Genomic DNA, 19,057 nt, shown 5'->3' on the forward strand with positions numbered 1-19,057 from the left:
TTGATGGTGACGACGATGCCGGCACCGACGGTGCGRCCGCCTTCACGGATGGCGAAGCGCAGCTTCTCTTCCATGGCGATCGGCACGATCAGCTCGACATCGACCGTGATGTTGTCGCCAGGCATCACCATCTCGGTGCCAGCCGGCAGCGACACGATGCCGGTCACGTCCGTCGTGCGGAAGTAGAACTGCGGGCGGTAGTTGGTGAAGAACGGCGTGTGACGGCCACCTTCGTCCTTGGTCAGGATGTAGGCTTCGGCCACGAACTTCTTGTGCGGCTTCACCGTGCCCGGCTTGGCCAGAACCTGGCCGCGCTCGACACCTTCACGATCAACGCCGCGCAGCAGCGCGCCGATGTTGTCGCCAGCCTGGCCCTGATCGAGCAGCTTGCGGAACATTTCAACGCCCGTGCAGGTCGTCTTGGTCGTCGGACGGATGCCGATGATTTCCAGCTCCTCGCCGACCTTGACCACGCCGCGCTCGACGCGGCCGGTCACGACCGTGCCGCGGCCCGAGATCGAGAACACGTCTTCGATCGGCATCAGGAACGGCTTGTCGAGCGGACGAACCGGCGTCGGGATGTAGGCGTCGACCTGAGCCATCAGCTCGCGGATCGCGTCCTCGCCGATCGTCTTGTTCGAATCTTCAAGTGCAGCCAGAGCCGAACCCTTGACGATCGGAATGTCGTCGCCGGGAAACTCGTTCTTCGACAGAAGCTCGCGAACCTCGAGCTCGACCAGTTCGAGCAGTTCCGCGTCGTCGACCTGGTCGACCTTGTTGAGGAACACCACGATCGACGGCACGCCGACCTGACGGGCAAGCAGGATGTGCTCGCGGGTCTGCGGCATCGGGCCGTCGGCAGCCGAAACGACCAGGATCGCGCCGTCCATCTGCGCGGCGCCGGTGATCATGTTCTTCACATAGTCGGCGTGGCCGGGGCAGTCGACGTGGGCGTAGTGGCGGTTGGCCGTCTCATACTCGACGTGAGCCGTYGAGATGGTGATGCCGCGCGCCTTCTCTTCCGGCGCCGCATCGATCTGGTCGTAGCGCTTGTACTCGCCAAAATACTTCGTGATCGCCGCCGTCAGCGACGTCTTGCCATGGTCAACGTGACCAATCGTGCCGATGTTCACATGAGGCTTAGTGCGCTCGAATTTACCTTTTGCCATAATGGGTGGCAGGCCGATCGATCGCGGCCTATGTCCCATGCTCTCGCCGGCCAATTCCTGTCTCGATCACGGCCAGTTGATGGCCCATTGCGGCGGCCATCGAGGTCTGATCTCCTGACCCCATGCATTTCATCCCTGCCCCGATCCGCGGCCCGCTGTTCATGATCGTTTCGACCGGGTCGTATCTGGTCAACGATACGATGATGAAACTCGCGACCGCAGGGCTGCCGTCCTACGAGGTGCTGTTCCTGCGTGGTGTCGCGGCAGCGCTCTGGGGCTTCCCGCTGTTGTTCCTGCTCGGCTACGGCAAACAGATCCCGCTGATCTTCGACGGCCATGTGCTGCGCAGGAACCTGCTCGAGCTGGCGGCGATCCTCTGCTATGTCGTGGCGCTCGCCAACATGCAGATCGCGGATTCCACGGCGCTCGGACAAATCACGCCGCTCCTTATGCTGGTCGGTTCCTCGATCCTGTTTGGGGAGCGCATCGGCGGCCAGCGCATGGCGCTGATCGGGCTCGGCTTCATCGGCGCGCTTATGGTGGCTCAGCCGACCATGCAAGGCATCTCCGTCTATGCCCTGCTGGCGCTTGGCAACGCCGCGCTGTCAGCCGCGCGCGACCTCGCAGGCAGGCGTGTCGCCGCTGAAGTGCCCGGGATGATCGTGGCGATTTCCGCCGTCGTGGTGGTGCTGATCGGCGCCGGTGCGGCGCATCTCGCGTCCGAGCGCTGGGTGATGCCAGAAGCACGCCATTTGCTGCTGCTTGCCGGCGCCGGTCTTTTCCTGATCTTCGGCCATTTCTTCATCTTCATGGCCTATCGCGTCGGGCCGACCAGCGCGGTGGCGCCGTTCTATTACTGCTTCACCGTCTGGGCCGTCATTTCAGGCCTGCTGGTGTTCGGCCAGTTCCCCAATACGCTGGCGGTCTGCGGCATCCTGCTGGTGGTGGCCAGCGGGCTGACCATCGTGTCCCTGGACCAGCGCAAGCGCCGGCTGACCGTCGTCGCCTAGCATCGGCAGCAGAGCGCCTGTTTCCAATGTTGCGGAGGCCGGATCGATCGTCTATTCGGCGATATGCCGTCTATCCGGCGAAGACATGATCAATCAGCCAAGGGAGGTTCCCATGACCGATTTTGACCAGAACAAGAATTCCGACGCCGAGCACAAGGCCGCCATTCGCAAGTCGCTGATCGGCTGGGCGGTGTTCATCGCCGGAACGCTGATCTTCTTCGCCGCGGCCGACGCAGTGCTGATGCCATAAGCAAGCCCGCAGCTGGTCGTGCCTCGGCAGAAACTCAAAACTTCAGACGATGCAGCCGGCGCTTAGAGCGTCCGCCTTCCACTGAACTGGTGGTAGGCCCACAGCACGATCACCGCGCCCACCACCGCCACGATCAGACTGGTGATGTTGAGGCCGGTGACACCTATCCCAAAGAGTTGGCTGCAGATCACGCCGCCGACAATGGCGCCGACGATGCCGAGCACGACATCCATGATCAGGCCCTGGCCGGTCTTGTTGACGATCTTGCTGCCGAGGAAGCCGGCGATGGCGCCGAGAATGATCCAGCTGATGATACCCATTTTTTTCCTCTCCATCCCCCGCCGGCCCGACATTTTCATATGATTGTCAAAACCTCAAGCCAGCTTGAAATTCCGCCCGGATGCGCCATTGTTGAGATGGGCTGGGCTTGGCTAGAAGGAGGATCCACTATGGGACTTTTTGACAACGCCGTTCCCGGCGGCAACATCACCAAACCGCTGATGATCGCGCTCGGCGCGTTGCTGGTCGGAAAAATGCTGAGCGGCAGAAGTGCCGAACAGCCGGATCAGCCCGACGCCGTTGCTCCCCCCGCCCCTGCTCCGACCGAAGCCAATCCCGGCGACGGCGGCCTGCTCGGCGGCCTGGGCGGCCTGCTCGGCAAGCTCAAGGACGCCGGCCACGGCAATGTCGCCGATTCCTGGGTCGGCACCGGGCAGAACCAGCCGATCAACGCCAACGATCTCGGTTCCGCACTCGGGCCACAGGTCATCCGCGAGATCGCGCAGCGGACCGGCCTGGACGAGCAGGAACTGCTCAAGCAGCTGTCCACCGCCCTGCCCGGCATCGTCGACAAGCTGACGCCGAACGGCCAGGTACCGCAGCAGCACCAGGTGGCGTCCGCGTTCAACAGCTGACGCGCCGCGCATTGATGTCCTGAAGCGCTGCGCCCGTTGTCGCGCAGCGTCTTGCCGATTGTAGGGATGAAAGTCTGGAGCGGGTAGCGGGAATCGAACCCGCATATTCAGCTTGGAAGGCTGCTGCTCTACCACTGAGCTATACCCGCGCCTTGCACTGAAGTATCGGATTCACCCGAAAAGCGCCATGCACTTTTCGGCCCGATGCTTTTTCGTTTCAGGGCTTCCGGGCCGGCAGTGGTGGAGAGGGTTGGATTCGAACCAACGTAGGCTAAGCCAACGGATTTACAGTCCGTCCCCTTTAACCACTCGGGCACCTCTCCAGTCTGCCGCCGGAGCCATGCAACGAGGCATTCTTGCCGACCCCGGAGCCCGAGATAGAAGTCTTGTCCGAAATCAGCGAAGCGCCTTATGGCGGCAAGGCCAGTGGGTGTCAACCGCACTGGAAGGGTTTTTCGATGTTGTTCGCCGGCTGCGGCGACGGGCCATATCCTTGGCCGCGGCGGACCGCTATAGAAGCCGGCCATGAGCAACAAGACCAACACCCCGAAAGACACCCATTACGCCAAGCTGCGCCGCGCGCACCGCGATGAGAAAAGCGGCGGCGCCCCGGCATTCCGGCCGCGCCAGCCCGTTCCGCCCGGCGAGAACGCCGCCGACGGCCTGGTGCGGCTTTATGGCCTGCACACGGTGCGGGCGGCGCTCGACAATCCGCGCCGCCGGATCAAAAAAATGCTGGTGACGCGCAATGCGGCCGAGCGACTGGAGATAGCCGATCTCGCCGCCCTGCCCTTCACCGCCGAACTGGTCGAACCTCGGGACATCGACAAGATCACCGGGTCGGATGCCGTGCATCAGGGCGTGCTGATCGAGGCGGAGCCGCTAAAACCAAAGCGCCTTGACGCGCTCGGCGACACAAGGCTGGTGCTGGTGCTCGACCAGGTCACCGATCCACACAATGTCGGCGCCATCCTGCGCTCGGCGGTCGCTTTCGGCGCCGGCGCGCTGATCACCACGGCGCGCCACAGCCCGCAGGAATCGGGCGTGCTGGCGAAATCCGCCTCCGGGGCGCTGGAGCATATCGACCAGATCGAGGTGAAGAACCTGGCCGACGCGCTCGGCCAACTCCATGAGGCGGGGTTCCAGACCATCGGGCTTGATTCGGACGGGCCGGCGGAACTCGAAACCAGCTTTACCGGCGACAGGATCGCGCTGGTGCTCGGCGCCGAAGGCAAGGGCCTGCGTCAGAAGACGCGCGAAACCGTGACCACTCTGGCGCGGCTCGACATGCCCGGCGCGATCCGCTCGCTCAACGTGTCGAACGCCGCAGCGATCAGCCTTTATGCGGCGCGGGCATTCATGAAGCGCGGCTAAACCGCCTGCCCTCGCAACGAGAAACGGGCTCCGGCGACAAATGCCGGAACCCGTTCTCTCACAGGACAAGGATGGCGGCTTGGGAACGTTATGCCGCCCTCCCTCGACCTATGCCGCTTTGCCCTGGACTGAGGCTGCCTCGCCGCCGACCTCGAAATTGGCCATCCGCTCCAGTGCCCTCACCAGGGCGGAGTGATCGTCCTTTGCGCCGCCATTGGCGGCGCAGGAATTGAAGAGCTGCTGCGTGGTCGAGGTGTTGGGAAGCGACACGCCTAGCGCTTTCGCGCCCTCCAATGCCAGGTTGAGATCCTTCTGGTGCAGTTCGATGCGGAAGCCGGGGGCGAAGGTGCGCTTGACCATGCGCTCGCCATGCACTTCGAGGATGCGCGAGGCCGCCAGCCCGCCCATCAGCGCCTGCCTGACCTTGGCTGGATCGGCGCCGGCTTTCGAAGCAAAAACAAGCGCTTCGGCGACGGCTTCAATGGTCAACGCGACGACGATCTGATTTGCCACTTTGGTGGTCTGGCCGACGCCATTTGGCCCGACCAGAGTGATGTTCTTGCCCATCTTCTCGAAGACGGGTTTTGCGCGCTCGAACGCCTTTTCCTCGCCGCCGACCATGATTGTGAGCGACGCCGCCTTGGCGCCGACCTCGCCACCCGAGACCGGCGCGTCGAGATAGTCGCAGCCGAGCTCGTTGATCTTTCCGGCGAAGACCTTGGTCTCGATCGGCGAGATCGAGCTCATGTCGATGACAAGCTTGCCCCTGGTCAGGCCGGAGGCGACGCCGTTGTCGCCAAACAGCACATCGGCCACCTGCGGCGTGTCGGGCACCATGGTGATGACGATGTCGGCAGCCTTGGCGACGGCGGCGTGGCCGGTGACTGTTTTCAGGCCCTTGGCGACGAGATCGGCGGAAGGCTTGCTGCGATGGTCGCTGGCGATGACGTTGTAGCCGGCGTCCAGAAGATGCCCCGCCATCGGCGCGCCCATGATGCCGAGGCCGATGAAGCCTATGGTTTCCATTGTTTTTCTCCAATGACTGTTTGAAACGCCCCCTCATCCGGCCCTTCGGGCCACCTTCTCCCCGAGGGGAGAAGAGGCTGCCGACGTTGGTACGCGTCTCTTCTCCCCACCGGGGAGAAGGTGGCCGCGCAGCGGCCGGATGAGGGGGCCTTAACTGCTAAGCCGCCGCGCTGCCCTGCCCGGCCAGGTCACGGAACCAGCCCAGTCCTGCCTCGGTGCCGGCCTTCGGCTTGTATTCGGCGCCGATCCAGCCGGAATAGCCGATGCGGTCGATGTGGTCGTAGAGGAAGGGATAATTGATCTCGCCCGTTCCCGGCTCGTGACGCCCGGGATTGTCCGCAAGCTGGATATGCGCGATGCGGCCGAGGTTTGCCTCGATTTTACGGGCGAGATCCCCCTCCATGATCTGCATGTGATAGATGTCGTATTGCAGGAACAGGTTTTTCGAGCCGACGCGGTCGATGAGCGCCAGCGCCTGGTCGGAGTAGTTGAGGAAGAAGCCTGGAATGTCGCGGGTGTTGATCGGCTCGATCAGCAGCCGGATGCCGGCCTGCTCCAGCTTCTCCGCCGCGAAGGCGAGGTTTTCGGCGAAAACTTCCTCGAGCACCTTGCGGTCGACGCCCGCGGGCGCGATGCCGGCCAGGCAGTTGACCTGCTGGCAGCCGAGCGCCTGCGCATAGTTAATCGCCTTGGCGATGCCCTGGCGGAATTCCGGCACGCGATCCGGCAGCACGGCGATGCCGCGCTCGCCCTTGCCCCAGTCGCCTAGTGGCAGATTGAACAGCACTTGCGTCAGGCCGTTCTTCTTCAGCCTCGCGGCCACCACCTCCGGCGCATAATCGTAAGGACCGATATATTCGACGCCCTTGAAGCCGGCGCGGGCGGCGGCGTCAAAGCGATCGAGGAAATCATGCTCGCCAAAGAGCATCGACAGATTGGCTGAAAAACGCGGCATTCTTCTTCTCCTAATCCAGCATCACGATCGCGGTCGGCGCATCCTCATGGCTTTCGGCAAGGTCCTCGAATTCGGTGATCTTGTCGATCTCGGTGCCCATCGAGATGTTGGTGACGCGCTCCAGGATGAATTCGAGCACGACCGGAACCCGGTGCTCCTTCATCAGCCGCTGCGCCTGCTTGAAGGCGGCGGCGAATTCCTCCGGCTTGCGCACCCGGACCGCCTTGCAGCCCATGGCCTCGGCAACGGCGACGTGGTCGACGCCATAGCCGGCTTCGGGATCGCCCGATCGGTTGATGTTCTCGAAGGCAAGGCTCACCTCATAATCCATCGAGAAACCGCGTTGCGCCTGGCGGATCAGGCCGAGATAGGCGTTGTTCACGACGACATGGATGTAGGGCAGTCTGTGCTGCGCGCCGACCGCCAGTTCCTCGATCATGAACTGGAAATCATAGTCGCCCGACAGCGCCACGATTGCGCGGTCCGGATCGGCGGCGCGCACGCCAAGGGCTGCCGGCAGGGTCCAGCCGAGCGGGCCGGCCTGGCCGCAATTGATCCAGTTGCGCGGCTTGTAGACATGCAGGAACTGCGCGCCGGCGATCTGCGACAGGCCGATCGTGGTGACATAGGTGACGTCGCGGCCGAACGCCTTGTTCATCTCCTCATAAATACGCTGCGGCTTCAGCGGCACCTGGTCGAAATGCGTCTTGCGCTTCATCGTCTTCTTGCGGGCCTGGCATTCCTTGGCCCAGCCCGACCAGTCGCGCAGCTTTCCAGCCGTCTTCCACTCGGTGGCGACGTCGAGCAGCATCTTAAGTGCCGCACCCGCATCGGAGACGACGCCGAGATCCGGCGCGAAGACACGGCCGATCTGCGTCGGCTCGATGTCGACATGGATGAACTTCTTGCCCTTGGTGTAGACGTCGACCGAGCCGGTGTGGCGGTTGGCCCAGCGGTTGCCGATGCCGAAGACGAAGTCGGCTTCGAGCATCGTCGCATTGCCATAGCGGTGCGAGGTCTGCAGGCCGCACATGCCGGCCATCAGCCGGTGGTCGTCGGGGATCGCGCCCCAGCCCATCAGCGTCGGGATGACCGGAACGCCCGTTATTTCGGCGAATTCGATCAGCAGATCGGATGCATCGGCATTGATGATGCCGCCACCGGCGACGATCAGCGGCTTTTCCGCCGCGTTGAGCATCGCCAGCGCCTTTTCGGCCTGGGCGCGTGTCATGGCCGGCTTGAACGGCGTCAGCGGCTCATAGGCATCGATGTCGAATTCGATCTCGGCCAATTGGACGTCGACCGGCAGGTCGATCAGCACCGGACCGGGCCGCGACGAGCGCATGAGATGAAACGCCTTCTGCAGCGCCATCGGCACGAGATAGGGCTCCATGACGGTGACCGCCCATTTGGTCACGGGCGCGGCGATGGCGGCGATATCGACGGCCTGGAAGTCCTCCTTGTTCAGCCGTGCCCGCGGCGCCTGGCCGGTGATGCACAGGATCGGAATGGAATCGGCTGATGCCGAGTAGAGCCCGGTGATCATGTCGGTGCCGGCCGGCCCGGACGTGCCGATGCAGAGCCCGATATTGCCCGCTTTGGCCCTGGTATAGCCTTCGGCCATATGCGAGGCGCCCTCGACATGGCGGGCCAGCACATGGCGTATCGTGCCCCTCGCCTTCAGCGCCGAATAAAGCGGATTGATCGCCGCGCCTGGCACGCCGAAGGCGCAGGAAATGCCTTCCTTTTCGAGAACGAGAACCGCCGCATCGACAGCGCGCATCCTGGCCATTTTCCGGCCCTCCACTTGGGTTGTCATTGTTGGATGGACTGTTATCTCAGCAAGCCGGCTATTTTTCAATTTTTTCAGAATATTTTTTCATTTCTAGAAAACGGCGACTATTTGCTGATTTTATTGGACTTTCGGTTTTCCAGGAATCTTTCGCCTCGCCACAGTGAAAAACTTTTTCATTGCGCATTCGGCGAAATCGGCGAAACTGGCGCGATGGAAACCACTGAGAAACGGCAGCGCGGCCGGCCGCGCGCTTTCAACGGGCCTGCCGAAGCCAGTTCGGTTCAGTCGCTGGACCGGGCGTTGCGCATCCTGGCCATCGTCGCGGAGGGCAGCGGCCTGTCGCTGAGCGAAATATCGGCGCAGAGTGGCCTCGCCGCCTCCACCGCCTACCGCATGCTGACGACGCTCGAGAACCACGGCATGGTCGAGTTCGACACATCGGACCAGTTGTGGTCGATCGGCGTCGAGACCTACCGCATGGGCGCGGCCTTCCTGCGCCGCCGCAAACTGGTCGACCGTGCCCGCATAGTCATGCAGGAGCTGATGGAAAGAACCGGCGAGACCGCCAATCTCGGCGTCGCCGAGGATGATTGCGTGGTCTTCGTCAGCCAGGTAGAGACGCACCAGGCGATCCGCGCCTTCTTTCGCCCGGGCACGCGCAGCCCCTTCCATGCTTCCGGCATCGGCAAGGCGGTGCTGGCGCATCTCGAGCCGGAGCGCGTCGGCACCATTCTGCGCAAGGCCGGCCTGCAGCGCTTCACCGACAAGACGCTGTCCGAGATCCCTGCCCTTGCCCACGATCTGGCTGTCATCAAGCAGCGCGGCTGGTCGGTCGACGACGAGGAGCGGCACCCCGGCATGCGCTGCGTGGCGGCCGCCATCTTCAACGAGTTCGGCGAGCCGATCGGCGGCGTCTCGGTGTCGGGGCCGACCGTGCGGGTGACGCCGGAGCGGCTGGCCGAGATCGGGCCGATGGTGCGCAGTGCCGCGGCCGAGGTGACCCGGATGATCGGCGGCCTGCAAGCTGGCTGATCAGCCTGCCCCGGACAGCGCGCTCCTGGTCGCAATATCGAACAAATCGAGCAGTATACCGGCCCTGCAAGCGCCGGCGGGCTCCGTCTTGCCGTGGCGTTCGAAGGCATGCGAAAGGGCGTGGATGAGGAAAACGGTTCAGCTTCTGCTTGTCGCTTCGCTTTGCGGGTGCGTGGCGACGACACCTCGACCCGATGCCGGCTCCCAGCGCGTCGATCCCATTCCGTTCTCGCTCGCGCTCGAGGAGATCGTCATCACCGGCATCCGTCAGCGTTTGCCGGATCCTGCCTCGGCCAGGCTCGGAAGGACGCTTGCCGGCGAGCGGACGCTGAACGGCCGCAAGGAGATCGTGGTATGCGGCTTCGTCATCGGCAAGGCTCCGTCCGGCGGTTCCGGCGACCAAGCCTTCATTGCCAGGATCTACCCGGATACGGCCAGCAGCTTCGAGCTCGTCGCCATGGGCGGCGCTTTGGAAACCAGGCGTCTCGTCGACAGCACCTGCAGCGCAGCCGGATTGCCGATCTCCGATCCGGTCTGAGAACCCAACTATAAGCATTTGTAACGCAAAACGAAAAAGGGGCTCGTTCGAGCCCCTATTTCCATAACTGGAGCAATCCTCCTCCGCTCAGAGCCGGCAATAGTGGCTGTAGCCGTCGCGGCCGATGTAGGTGTCGGAGTCCGGATCGTAGCTCGCGTAGCGATCGAAGCAGCGGCGGACATGCCAGGAACCGCCATCTTCGTCGACATAGACGGTGCGCGGCGGCTGCTGGGCAAGCAGGCTGCCAAGGACGAACCCGCCGACGCCGGCGGCGATGCCGATGCCGAGGTCGTGGTGATGCGAATGAGCCGCCGAAGGCTGAACGGTGCCGACCAGCGCGGTGGCAGCGACGGTGGTGGCGATGAGGCCGGAAACGAGTGTGCGCTTGAACATGATGATCTCCTTGCTTCGTTGACCGAGGCGATCCATCCGCCTCTTGATCATCTGTCGTTGCCGCGCGGAAAAAGGTTCGAGGCTTTTTTGATCTTTTTTCGAAGATGCCGTCGGTTCCCGCCTGCGGGGCCACGGAAAAATGCAAAGGGCGGCCGAAGCCGCCCTTCGAACGCAACAGGCCTTGGCGTCAAAGGATGATAACCACCCGGCCATGGTGATGATGACGGTGATGGTGATGGTGGTACCACCAGTAGTCGCCATAGTAGCCGTCATAGTAATGATGGTGATGATGCATACCGTGAGCCGACGACGTCTGAACCGTGGCGGCCAGCGCGCCTGTGGCAACGAAAACGGCGACGAGAGCGTAAGTGAGCGTGCGCTTGAACATGATGATCTCCTGGATCCTTGACCGAGGCGACCATTCGCCTCTGGAGATCAGTCGGCGCGGCCTGTCAAAAGGTTCGAAAGGCCGGGGAGATTCTTTGGCGGGCGAGAGGAAGAGCGAGTAGCGAGTAGCGAGTAGCGAGTAGCGAGTAGCGAGTAGCGAGTAGCGAAGGCAGGATCACAGGGATTTCGGCTAAGCTACCAACTATTCGCTATTCCCTATTCGCCTTCTCTCATCCCAAGCCCGTGACATGCCGAAGCCAGAAGGCGAGCGCGATGAAGCCGATGATTGCGGTCACGCCGGTCCAGTCGACATTGGCCTTCTTCACGTCGCTGATGAGCTTCACCAGCAGCATCCAGGCGATGACGACGAGGGGGAGAATGATGACAAGCCTGATCATGCGACACTCCAGTCCGAAGCGATTGCACCTCACCATTATGTAGGAAGCGCGCTAGCGGATTTCAGCAGCGGCCTGCACCGCGTCATCCACCGTTGGAGGTAACCGAAAACGGAGTTTTGTCTTTACTGGCGCACGAAATATGCTACCGGAGCGCCGTGCCCTTGTAGCTCAGCTGGTAGAGCAGCGGTTTTGTAAACCGAAGGTCGGCGGTTCGATCCCGTCCGGGGGCACCAGTCTCGCCGAACAGTTTGGTTGCCAGTGTGAGGCTGCCCAATCACACCCCGATCGCCGCCACCAATATCCGGTTCTGCCTTCGTATCGCCGCGCGCAGTTCCGGGATCCTCGCCTCGTCGCGTTTCACGAATTCGATGAACATCATGTTCATGTTGTTGAAGATCAGTTCGCCGACCGCTGCCCCGTCGATGTCCTGGCGCACCAGGCCGAGCTCCTGCAGCCGGGCGATCAGCGCGCGGATCTGTTCGGTGAGTGAGCGGTCGAGCGCGGTGTAGACCTGGCCGAAGGGGCTGTCGGGCAGTTGCGTCGAGATCGCCATGGCCTGCCTCCACATCTCCTTGCTGAGATAGTGCAGCGAGTGCTCGATATAGATGCCGATCAGCGTGTCCAGCGCGTCGCCGACATTGGCCGGCGGCCTGGCGACGACCCCGCGGCCGGCATTGAGCACCTCGTTGACCTCAAGCGAGACGATGGCGCCGAGGATGTCGCCCTTGTTTTCATAGTAATTGTAGATCGTGCCGATCGACACTTCCGCCTGCGCGGCGATGGCCTCGATCTTGGCGCCCTCATAGCCGGCCTCACGGAAAAGCGCCGCCGCCGCCTCGATGATGCGCCTGTGCCGGTCCGCCTTTTGCCTTGCCCGCAATCCGCTCATAGCAGCCTCTTGCCACAAAAACAGAATTGACTCAATTTTAGAATTGGTTCAACTTTTTGCAAGAAGCCACAAAGGCAAGGAAGAACACTCGATGTCCATCAAATCCGCATCCGGGAATCCGCTTTCCGTCCTTAAGCGCCATCTGCACGCCGCCTGCGCCGCCACGGCATTTCTGCTTGGCGCCGGCAGCCTCGCCGAGGCCGCCGATCTCAACGCGCTGATCTGGTGCGACCATTCCGATCCGGCGCTGCTGCAGCCCTTCGAGGAGGCCAACAACGTCAAGGTCAACGTCAAGGAGTTCGAAGGCACCGGCGCCGGGCTGGCCATCGTCGAACAGTCGCAGCCCGGCGACTGGGACGTGATGGTGATCGACAGTATCGATGTGCCGCGCGGCGTCGAAAAGGGCCTGTTCGAGCCGTTGCCGGAAGACAAACTGCCCTTCGCCGACCTCTTTCCGCAAGTGAAGATGGATGGCTCCACCGTCGTCGGCGGCAAGCGCTACGGCATCACCGAAAAGTTCGGCTACAACACGATCGGCTTCAACAAGACCAAGGTCGACCCGGCCGACATGCAGTCCCTGGCGTCGCTGACATCAGACAAATACAAAGGCAAGGTCGCCATCTACGACTATTACCTGCCGGTCATCGGCATGGCGGCTCTCGCCATCGGCAAGAAGACGGCGGACCTCACGGAAGCCGACCTGCCCGCGCTCAAGGAAGAGCTGCTCAAGATGAAGGCCAACGCCAAGCTGGTCGGCGAAGTCACCGCCAGCCAGACCGCGCTCGCCACCGGAGAGGTCGACATACTGGTCGGCGGCGGCGAGTGGGTGACGGCGGGGCTGGCCAAGGAAAACCCGGCGCTGGACTTCTCCATTCCCAAGGAAGGCGCGGTGCTGTGGTCGCAGTCGCTGGCCATGTTCAAGGATTCCAAGAACAAGGACATGGCGCTGAAGTTCATCCAGTACATACTGAGCCCGGAAGGCCAGGCGCGGCTTGCCACCTCCTCCTGCTACTGGGGCATGCCGTCCAACACCAAGGCGGCTTTGACCGACGACCAGAAGAAGGTCCTGCGCTTCGACGAGCAGCCGGGGTTCCTGGGCCGCGCCCAGGCCTATCCGGCGCCAAATGCCGATCTCGACAAGAAGATGCAGGATATGTGGACCGAAATGCTGCAGGCGAAATGAGCTGACACCGCTCATGAACCCAGCGGGAAACAACACTGTGCCCCGGGCTGGCCGTGCCCTGCCCCGGGCGAGCGATGCTCTGCCCTGGGCATTGGTCACGCCGGCGCTCGGCTGGACGTTGCTGTTCTTCGTCCTGCCGTTCATCGCCATGGGGTTTTCGAGCCTCACGGCGCATGAGGGCGGCGGTTTTACGCTTTCCAATTACAGCCAGTTCTTCACCAACCCCTCCTACTGGCAGGCGATGGTGAACTCGCTGGAGGTAACGGCGATCGTCACCGTGGTTTCGGTGCTGCTGGCCTATCCCTTCGCCTGGATCCTTGCCGAACAGGTGCCCGAACGCTGGCAGCGGCTGGCGCTGATGCTGGCCGTGCTGCCGTTCTGGACTTCTTACGTCGTGCGTTCCTATTCCTGGCTGCTGGTGCTGGCGCAGAACGGCGTCATCAACCGCGCGCTCACCGGCTCCGGCCTCGTCAGCGAGCCGCTGCAGCTCGCCAACACGCGGCTGGCCACCGTCACCGGCTTCGTGCATTTCTTCGTCATGCTGCTGACGCTGACCATCTTCGCCAACCTCAAGCAGCTCAGCCCGAGCTACCGCAAGGCGGCGGCCGATCTTGGCGCCGGGCCGGTGCGCACCTTCCTGCATGTCATCTTGCCGCTGACCTTGCCCGGTATCATGGTCGGCGCCTTCCTCACCTTCGTGCTGTGCATCGGCGACTACATCACGCCGCAGATCCTGGGCGGCAACAACGAGCTCTTGATGCCGCAACTGGTGATGATGCAGATCGGCCGTCGCGGCGATTTTCCGCTGGCCTCGGCGCTGTCGATCATCCTGATGGCCGTCGTCACCGTTGCATATCTCGCCTGCGCGCGCTGGCTGAAGATCGAGCGGGCCTGAGATGCGCCAGATCGTCCGTGCCGCTTCCTTGGTCTACGCGCTTGCCGTCTACGGCTTCATCTTCCTGCCGGTGGTGGTGCTGGTGCTGTTCTCGCTGCAGGCAACGTCGTTTCCGATCCCGCCTTTCACCGGACCGTCGCTGCGCTGGTATGAGGTGGTTCTCAGCGACACGCGGCTGACTTCGGCGCTGGTCAACTCGCTGCTGGTGGCGTCGATCTCCTCGGCCACCGCCGTCACGCTGGGCTTCCTCTCGGCATGGGGGTTTGCACGCTTCGTGCTGCCCGGCTCCAGCCTGCTGCGTGGCTTGATCACCCTACCTTTGACGGTCAGCTACCTCATCATTGGCATGGGGCTCTTGGTGCTGTTCAACTGGGCCGGCGTACCGAAATCGCTGCTTGCCGCGGGGATCGGCCATGTCGTGATCAACCTGCCGCTGTGCTTCGCCATCATCTACAGCCAGATGGGCGACCATCAGATCAACATCGAGCGCGCCGCGCGCGATCTCGRCGCGCCGGAATGGAAGGTGCTGCTCTTGATCACCGTACCGGTGATGGCGCCGGCGATCTTCGCCGGCTTCTTCCTGTCGATGACCTTCTCCTGGGACGAGTTCGTGATCTCCTTCCTGCTGACCCGCTTCGACACCACGCTGCCGGTGGAAATCTGGAACCTGCTGCGCTCCGGTCTCAATCCAAAAACCAATGCGGTCGGTTCGCTGGTCTTCGCCGTTTCCATCGTGCTGGTCGTGCTGTTCGAACTGACATTGCTGCGCCGGAGAAGAACATGACCGCGCCTTTGGTCGACATCCGCGCCGTCTCGCATCGTTTCGGACAGTTGGCCGTGCTGAAAGACGTTTCGCTCAAGATCGAACCCGGCAGCTACACCATCCTGCTCGGGCCGTCGGGCTCCGGCAAGACGACGCTGCTCTCCATCCTGGGCGGCTTCGTCACCCCCAGCGAAGGCAAGGTTTTCATCCGCGGCGAGGATTGCACCGCGGTGCCGCCGGCGAAACGCCCGACGACAACCGTGTTCCAGGACTACGCGCTGTTCCCGCATATGAGCGTCGGCGGCAATGTCGGCTTTGGGCTGCGCATGCAGGGCGTCGATGGCGCGACGCGGGCCGCAAAGGCACGTGAGGCGTTGGCGCTGGTTGGCCTCGCCTCCGCCTTCGACAAGAAGCCGCACCAGCTCTCCGGCGGCCAGCGGCAGCGCGTGGCGCTGGCACGTGCGCTGGTGATCGAGCCTGCGGTGCTTTTGCTCGACGAGCCGCTCGGCGCGCTCGACCTCAAACTGCGCCGGCAGATGCAGGACGAGCTGAAGGCGATCCAGAAGCGCGTCGGCACCGCCTTCATCCATGTCACGCATGACCAGGAAGAAGCGATGGCGCTGGCCGACCATTGCGTGGTGATGAATGACGGCCGCATCGAGGACGAAGGGCCGCCCGAGCGCGTCTATGCCAGGCCGGCGACGCGTTTTTCCGCCACCTTCATGGGCGAAAGCACCATCCTGGGCGGCACTGTCTCGGAGGCCAAGGACAGGACCAGCACCGTGACGACGCCTGCCGGACCGGTTTTGGCGCGCAGCGCCTTGCCCGTGGGATCGGCTGTCGCATTGGCTATACGGCCGGAGCATCTCAAGCTCGGCGGAGCCGCCGGCACCGCAAGCCTCGGCATGGCGAAAGTGACCGATGTCGTCTTCCAGGGCAGTTTCAAGCGCGTGCTTGCCGTCTCCGTCGAAGACCCCTCGCTGCAGTTCATCGCCAAGCTGCCAGCGACCACTACCCTCCAGCCCGGCGACACGGTTGCCGTTTCGTGCGATACCGACCAAATCATTGTTTTGGCGGACTGAATGGGAACTCTTCCGGTCATCGACGCACCAGACTGGTACGAGACCATCCGCATGGCCGATGGCATCACGCTGATCCACGAGCCGTGGATCAAACCCTTCTTCCGCTGCAACATCTGGCATGTGCGCGGCCGCGACCGCGACCTTCTGTTCGACACCGGCCTTGGCCATTTCAGCCTGCGCAAACACGTGCCGCTGGTTGCGGAGCGCAAGCTGACCTGCGTCGCCAGCCACACGCATTTCGACCATATCGGCTGCCATCACGAATTTCCCGACCGTTGCGTGCACCTTGCCGAAGCAAAAATCCTCGCCGATCCGCGCAACGAATGGACGGTGGCCGACCGCTATGCGACCGACGAGATGTTCGATCGATTGCCGCACGGCTGGGAGTCGTCCCGCTACCGAATCCTGCCTGCGCCCGCCGACCGCCTGCTCGACCATGGCGACGTTGTCGATCTCGGCGACCGCGCCTTCGAGGTGATCCACACACCTGGTCACTCGCCAGGCGGCATCGCGCTCTACGAAAACAGGACGGGCATCCTGTTGTCCGGCGACATCATCTATGACGGCCCGCTGATCGACGACGTCTATCACTCGGATATTCCGGACTACATGGCGACGCTGCTGGCCATGCGCGATCTCGACGTCTCGATCGTGCATGGCGGCCATTTCCCGAGCTTCGGCAAGGTGCGTTACCGCCAGCTGATCGACGAGTACCTGGCGCAAAAACGCCAGGCCGGCTGCCACCTGCGGCAGAGCCCCTGAGAACAGCTACGGCATCAATTCAAAATGCCGGGGAAATGCCTGATGCAGCAGGAGCAGCATGGTCTTGCGCAGCACATTGGTGTCACGGCTCGAAGGGTTCAGATGGTCCCAGTACCACGCGCCGTGAACCAGATAATTCAGGCTCTCCGACAGAGTGTCGATGTCGACGCCGGCATAGCCGCCGCTGCGCGAAATCTCGATCAGCAATTCGCGCGCTTCGGCGGTATAGGCGAGATCGCTCGGGAGGCCGATTTCATTGTAGATCTGCATGCTCTTACGGTCGCTGGAGAACACGACGAAGACCGATACCCATTTCGGATGCTGCCGGGCGAAACGCTGCGCACAGTTGACGGCACCCAGCAGCCTTTCGGCCGGTGACAGGCCGGGCGCCCGCACCAGGCTGATCCACAGCGCATCATACTGATCGCTGAGATACTGCAGCACGGCCCGGAACAGGTTTTCCTTGCTGCGGAAGTGAAAGACCACCAGCGCGTTGGACGAACCGACATGTTCGGCGATACGCTGCATGGTGAGGCTCGCCAGGCCCTCCTCCGCGATGAGCTCGATGGTGGCGTCGATGATGCGCTGGACGCTCGCTTCGCCGCGCTCGCGCCGGCGGTCCTTGGACGGCGCGGCGTCGTTTGCCGCGCCCTTCGTCGTCGCGAGCTTGCGTTTCTCCGGCTTTTCGGTTGCTTTGCGTTGCGCCATTTTCGTCAGGCCTTTCGGACCCGCGACGGGAAATATTCCGCCGCATAAGTTACTTCAGCATATGGCACGCCGTTCAACCTAGGGATCCCTCAGAGCGACGGACGTGTCCCGCTGTTCCCATACCATTCCCCCCGAGCCGTTTCATAGGCCAGCCCCGCCCGGAAGACATCGGCATCGCTATAGGTGCGGCCGACGATCTGGATGCCTGTCGGCACGCCGCTGGCGGCGTGGCCCGACGGTATGGACAGAACCGGGCAACGGCTCAGCATATTGAACGGCGTCGTCATCACCCAGCCCAGCGAAGGGTTCACGTCTTTGCCGTTGATCTGGACCTTGTCCGTGGTCTGGTCGAATTCCGCCGGCACCGCGGGCAGCGCGTTTGTCGGGCAGATCAGCACATCGTAGGTTTCCAGCAGCGGGCCGAGCGTCTGGTACATCCTGGCCGCCACGTCCAGCGTTGCGACGAAGTCGGTGGCCTTGGACTTCTGTCCGTCCTCGGCAAACCGCCTTGCATAGCTGGTCATGTCACCGGCGTGCTCGGCAAGCAGTTGCGACAGCGACGCGCCGAACAGGTGCTCGAGATAGGCCATGCCGGCCTTGAGCACCCCGTCATCCCAGCCGAGGTCGACCTCCTCGACCGTGGCGCCGAGCGAGCGGAACACGTCGCAGGCGGCGAGCGTGTTCTTGCGCACGTCGGGGTCGACTTCGAAGGAACCGAGATCCATCGAGAAAGCGATCTTCCAGCCTTTGATCGGCTTGTAGTCGAGCGGCAGGCGCAGCTTGGGACGCAGCGTGGCGATGTCGAGCGGGCTCGGTCCGGCCATGACATTCTGCAGCAGGATCGCATCCCTGACGTTTCGCGCCAGCGGCCCGGTGTGGCAGTAGAAATCGAGGTTGAAGGGCGGCTCGTCGGGATTGCGGCCGTAGGGAGGCTTGAAGCCGACGAGACCGCAGGCCGAGGCCGGAATGCGGATCGATCCGGCAATGTCGGAACCGGTGGCGATCGACGATGTGCCCGATGCCAGCGTTGCCGCAGCACCGCCCGACGAACCGCCCGGTGTGAAATCCCGATTCCACGGATTGCGGGTGACGCCCCACCGCTTCGACCAGGTGTAACCGGCGCAGCTGAATTCCGGCGTCGCCGTGCGGGCATGCACGATGCCGCCGGCCCTCATGATGCGCTCGTTCATCGTCGAAGTGTGGCCGCCCAAGGCGTCCCTGGACAGCAGCGATCCGTGCGAGGTCGGCTTGCCCTTGATGTAGCTCTCATCCTTGATGCCGATCGGCAGGCCTTCCAAGGCGCCGGTCCTGGCGCCGCTGGCGTATTTCGCCTCGGCCCTGGTGGCCAGCTTCATCGCCTCTTCGAAATGCGTGAAGGTGAAGCAGTTGATCGCCGATTTGGTGGCCTCGGCGCGGCGAATCGTGGCCTGCATCAATTCGACGGGTGAGAGTTTCCTGGCCTTGAACAGCCGCAGCGCCTCATGGGCCGCCATATAGCAAAGGTCGAGATCGGACATGGGAAGTCTCCTGCGAT

Annotated in this window: 22 protein-coding genes and 3 tRNA genes; 12 read left to right on the forward strand and 13 right to left on the reverse strand. The window is 63.0% G+C overall.

Annotated elements, in window-relative coordinates:
- The coding region (gene tuf / locus AC1DPX_RS25635; protein WP_056566843.1) for an elongation factor Tu at nt 1–1,169 on the reverse strand (1,169 nt) is incomplete at its 3' end.
- A 122-nt stretch (nt 1,170–1,291) separates the two neighbouring features.
- Here tuf and AC1DPX_RS25640 point away from each other — a divergent pair.
- Both AC1DPX_RS25640 and AC1DPX_RS25645 read left to right on the forward strand, forming a co-directional pair.
- Nucleotides 1,292–2,179 (forward strand): DMT family transporter, encoded by an 888-nt coding sequence (locus AC1DPX_RS25640; RefSeq protein ID WP_477240106.1) that lies wholly within the window; start codon nt 1,292–1,294, stop codon nt 2,177–2,179.
- Between the two features lie 112 nt (nt 2,180–2,291).
- Entirely contained in the window at nt 2,292–2,429 is a 138-nt protein-coding gene (locus AC1DPX_RS25645; RefSeq protein ID WP_202359563.1) for a hypothetical protein, read from the forward strand.
- Nucleotides 2,430–2,491: 62 nt separating this feature from the next.
- Here AC1DPX_RS25645 and AC1DPX_RS25650 read toward each other — a convergent pair whose 3' ends face one another.
- Nucleotides 2,492–2,749: a GlsB/YeaQ/YmgE family stress response membrane protein gene (locus tag AC1DPX_RS25650; RefSeq protein WP_477240107.1), complete on the reverse strand. Its 258-nt coding sequence runs from the start codon at nt 2,747–2,749 to the stop codon at nt 2,492–2,494.
- 129 nt (nt 2,750–2,878) lie between these two features.
- Between AC1DPX_RS25650 and AC1DPX_RS25655 the strand changes: the two genes are divergently transcribed.
- Nucleotides 2,879–3,343, forward strand: a complete 465-nt coding sequence (locus tag AC1DPX_RS25655) for a YidB family protein (RefSeq protein WP_477240108.1) — start codon at nt 2,879–2,881, stop codon at nt 3,341–3,343.
- Between the two features lie 75 nt (nt 3,344–3,418).
- Here AC1DPX_RS25655 and AC1DPX_RS25660 read toward each other — a convergent pair.
- Both AC1DPX_RS25660 and AC1DPX_RS25665 read right to left on the reverse strand, forming a co-directional pair.
- Nucleotides 3,419–3,492, reverse strand: a tRNA-Gly gene (locus AC1DPX_RS25660).
- 89 nt (nt 3,493–3,581) lie between these two features.
- A tRNA-Tyr gene (locus tag AC1DPX_RS25665) sits at nt 3,582–3,666 on the reverse strand.
- A gap of 202 nt (nt 3,667–3,868) precedes the next feature.
- Here AC1DPX_RS25665 and AC1DPX_RS25670 point away from each other — a divergent pair.
- Nucleotides 3,869–4,717, forward strand: a complete 849-nt coding sequence (locus AC1DPX_RS25670) for a TrmH family RNA methyltransferase (protein ID WP_477240109.1) — start codon at nt 3,869–3,871, stop codon at nt 4,715–4,717.
- Nucleotides 4,718–4,825: 108 nt separating this feature from the next.
- Here AC1DPX_RS25670 and AC1DPX_RS25675 read toward each other — a convergent pair whose 3' ends face one another.
- The 3 genes from AC1DPX_RS25675 to gcl all read right to left on the reverse strand — a co-directional run bounded on the left by AC1DPX_RS25675 (nt 4,826) and on the right by gcl (nt 8,490).
- Nucleotides 4,826–5,743: a 2-hydroxy-3-oxopropionate reductase gene (locus AC1DPX_RS25675; protein ID WP_477240110.1), complete on the reverse strand. Its 918-nt coding sequence runs from the start codon at nt 5,741–5,743 to the stop codon at nt 4,826–4,828.
- A gap of 157 nt (nt 5,744–5,900) precedes the next feature.
- Nucleotides 5,901–6,698, reverse strand: coding sequence for a 2-oxo-tetronate isomerase (gene otnI, locus AC1DPX_RS25680; RefSeq protein ID WP_477240111.1), 798 nt, complete (start codon nt 6,696–6,698; stop codon nt 5,901–5,903).
- Nucleotides 6,699–6,708: 10 nt separating this feature from the next.
- On the reverse strand, nt 6,709–8,490 hold the full coding sequence (gene gcl, locus AC1DPX_RS25685; protein ID WP_477240112.1) for a glyoxylate carboligase: 1,782 nt from the start codon (nt 8,488–8,490) through the stop codon (nt 6,709–6,711).
- 213 nt (nt 8,491–8,703) lie between these two features.
- On the opposite strand from gcl, the gene bhcR reads away from it, so the two are divergent.
- Both bhcR and AC1DPX_RS25695 read left to right on the forward strand, forming a co-directional pair.
- Nucleotides 8,704–9,525, forward strand: a complete 822-nt coding sequence (gene bhcR, locus AC1DPX_RS25690) for an HTH-type transcriptional regulator BhcR (protein ID WP_202354537.1) — start codon at nt 8,704–8,706, stop codon at nt 9,523–9,525.
- A 124-nt stretch (nt 9,526–9,649) separates the two neighbouring features.
- Entirely contained in the window at nt 9,650–10,063 is a 414-nt protein-coding gene (locus AC1DPX_RS25695; RefSeq protein ID WP_477240113.1) for a hypothetical protein, read from the forward strand.
- 87 nt (nt 10,064–10,150) lie between these two features.
- Here the strand turns inward: AC1DPX_RS25695 and AC1DPX_RS25700 are convergent, their stop codons facing one another.
- From AC1DPX_RS25700 to AC1DPX_RS25710, 3 genes are all read right to left on the reverse strand, one after another.
- Complete coding sequence (locus AC1DPX_RS25700; RefSeq protein ID WP_027051762.1) at nt 10,151–10,456, reverse strand: BA14K family protein; 306 nt, start codon at nt 10,454–10,456, stop codon at nt 10,151–10,153.
- Nucleotides 10,457–10,643: 187 nt separating this feature from the next.
- Nucleotides 10,644–10,844 (reverse strand): hypothetical protein, encoded by a 201-nt coding sequence (locus AC1DPX_RS25705; RefSeq protein WP_477240114.1) that lies wholly within the window; start codon nt 10,842–10,844, stop codon nt 10,644–10,646.
- A 229-nt stretch (nt 10,845–11,073) separates the two neighbouring features.
- Entirely contained in the window at nt 11,074–11,241 is a 168-nt protein-coding gene (locus AC1DPX_RS25710; RefSeq protein WP_477240115.1) for a hypothetical protein, read from the reverse strand.
- 157 nt (nt 11,242–11,398) lie between these two features.
- Here AC1DPX_RS25710 and AC1DPX_RS25715 point away from each other — a divergent pair.
- Nucleotides 11,399–11,474, forward strand: a tRNA-Thr gene (locus AC1DPX_RS25715).
- Nucleotides 11,475–11,515: 41 nt separating this feature from the next.
- Here the strand turns inward: AC1DPX_RS25715 and AC1DPX_RS25720 are convergent.
- Nucleotides 11,516–12,130 carry a TetR/AcrR family transcriptional regulator gene (locus AC1DPX_RS25720; RefSeq protein WP_477240116.1) on the reverse strand — a complete coding sequence of 205 codons (615 nt, stop codon included), beginning with the start codon at nt 12,128–12,130 and terminating at the stop codon, nt 11,516–11,518.
- 91 nt (nt 12,131–12,221) lie between these two features.
- On the opposite strand from AC1DPX_RS25720, the gene AC1DPX_RS25725 reads away from it, so the two are divergent.
- The 5 genes from AC1DPX_RS25725 to AC1DPX_RS25745 are packed head-to-tail and all read left to right on the forward strand — an operon-like array spanning nt 12,222 to nt 16,815.
- Nucleotides 12,222–13,313, forward strand: coding sequence for a polyamine ABC transporter substrate-binding protein (locus tag AC1DPX_RS25725; RefSeq protein WP_477240117.1), 1,092 nt, complete (start codon nt 12,222–12,224; stop codon nt 13,311–13,313).
- 13 nt (nt 13,314–13,326) lie between these two features.
- Nucleotides 13,327–14,208, forward strand: a complete 882-nt coding sequence (locus AC1DPX_RS25730) for an ABC transporter permease (protein ID WP_477240118.1) — start codon at nt 13,327–13,329, stop codon at nt 14,206–14,208.
- Nucleotide 14,209: 1 nt separating this feature from the next.
- Nucleotides 14,210–14,992, forward strand: a complete 783-nt coding sequence (locus AC1DPX_RS25735) for an ABC transporter permease (protein ID WP_477240119.1) — start codon at nt 14,210–14,212, stop codon at nt 14,990–14,992.
- Nucleotides 14,989–16,053: an ABC transporter ATP-binding protein gene (locus AC1DPX_RS25740; protein WP_477240120.1), complete on the forward strand. Its 1,065-nt coding sequence runs from the start codon at nt 14,989–14,991 to the stop codon at nt 16,051–16,053. Before AC1DPX_RS25735 ends, AC1DPX_RS25740 begins: the two co-directional genes overlap by 4 nt.
- A complete protein-coding gene (locus AC1DPX_RS25745; protein ID WP_477240121.1) occupies nt 16,054–16,815 on the forward strand; it encodes an MBL fold metallo-hydrolase in 762 nt (253 codons plus the stop codon).
- Between the two features lie 6 nt (nt 16,816–16,821).
- Here the strand turns inward: AC1DPX_RS25745 and AC1DPX_RS25750 are convergent, their stop codons facing one another.
- Complete coding sequence (locus tag AC1DPX_RS25750) at nt 16,822–17,523, reverse strand: TetR/AcrR family transcriptional regulator (RefSeq protein WP_477240122.1); 702 nt, start codon at nt 17,521–17,523, stop codon at nt 16,822–16,824.
- Between the two features lie 89 nt (nt 17,524–17,612).
- Complete coding sequence (locus AC1DPX_RS25755; protein WP_477240123.1) at nt 17,613–19,040, reverse strand: amidase; 1,428 nt, start codon at nt 19,038–19,040, stop codon at nt 17,613–17,615.
- Nucleotides 19,041–19,057: the final 17 nt, after the last annotated feature.

It is taken from the genome of Mesorhizobium sp. 01N446, assembly GCF_056399285.1.

Coding starts and splice junctions, on each gene's coding strand:
- AC1DPX_RS25705 (WP_477240114.1), bottom strand. CDS start 10,844: ATGTTCAAGCGCACGCTCACTTACGCTCTCGTCGCCGTTTTCGTTGCC.
- otnI (WP_477240111.1), bottom strand. CDS start 6,698: ATGCCGCGTTTTTCAGCCAATCTGTCGATGCTCTTTGGCGAGCATGAT.
- AC1DPX_RS25670 (WP_477240109.1), top strand. CDS start 3,869: ATGAGCAACAAGACCAACACCCCGAAAGACACCCATTACGCCAAGCTG.
- AC1DPX_RS25675 (WP_477240110.1), bottom strand. CDS start 5,743: ATGGAAACCATAGGCTTCATCGGCCTCGGCATCATGGGCGCGCCGATG.
- AC1DPX_RS25750 (WP_477240122.1), bottom strand. CDS start 17,523: ATGGCGCAACGCAAAGCAACCGAAAAGCCGGAGAAACGCAAGCTCGCG.
- AC1DPX_RS25695 (WP_477240113.1), top strand. CDS start 9,650: ATGAGGAAAACGGTTCAGCTTCTGCTTGTCGCTTCGCTTTGCGGGTGC.
- AC1DPX_RS25655 (WP_477240108.1), top strand. CDS start 2,879: ATGGGACTTTTTGACAACGCCGTTCCCGGCGGCAACATCACCAAACCG.
- AC1DPX_RS25730 (WP_477240118.1), top strand. CDS start 13,327: ATGAACCCAGCGGGAAACAACACTGTGCCCCGGGCTGGCCGTGCCCTG.
- AC1DPX_RS25720 (WP_477240116.1), bottom strand. CDS start 12,130: ATGAGCGGATTGCGGGCAAGGCAAAAGGCGGACCGGCACAGGCGCATC.
- AC1DPX_RS25745 (WP_477240121.1), top strand. CDS start 16,054: ATGGGAACTCTTCCGGTCATCGACGCACCAGACTGGTACGAGACCATC.
- AC1DPX_RS25700 (WP_027051762.1), bottom strand. CDS start 10,456: ATGTTCAAGCGCACACTCGTTTCCGGCCTCATCGCCACCACCGTCGCT.
- AC1DPX_RS25650 (WP_477240107.1), bottom strand. CDS start 2,749: ATGGGTATCATCAGCTGGATCATTCTCGGCGCCATCGCCGGCTTCCTC.
- AC1DPX_RS25755 (WP_477240123.1), bottom strand. CDS start 19,040: ATGTCCGATCTCGACCTTTGCTATATGGCGGCCCATGAGGCGCTGCGG.
- bhcR (WP_202354537.1), top strand. CDS start 8,704: ATGGAAACCACTGAGAAACGGCAGCGCGGCCGGCCGCGCGCTTTCAAC.
- AC1DPX_RS25710 (WP_477240115.1), bottom strand. CDS start 11,241: ATGATCAGGCTTGTCATCATTCTCCCCCTCGTCGTCATCGCCTGGATG.
- gcl (WP_477240112.1), bottom strand. CDS start 8,490: ATGGCCAGGATGCGCGCTGTCGATGCGGCGGTTCTCGTTCTCGAAAAG.
- AC1DPX_RS25740 (WP_477240120.1), top strand. CDS start 14,989: ATGACCGCGCCTTTGGTCGACATCCGCGCCGTCTCGCATCGTTTCGGA.
- AC1DPX_RS25645 (WP_202359563.1), top strand. CDS start 2,292: ATGACCGATTTTGACCAGAACAAGAATTCCGACGCCGAGCACAAGGCC.
- AC1DPX_RS25725 (WP_477240117.1), top strand. CDS start 12,222: ATGTCCATCAAATCCGCATCCGGGAATCCGCTTTCCGTCCTTAAGCGC.
- AC1DPX_RS25640 (WP_477240106.1), top strand. CDS start 1,292: ATGCATTTCATCCCTGCCCCGATCCGCGGCCCGCTGTTCATGATCGTT.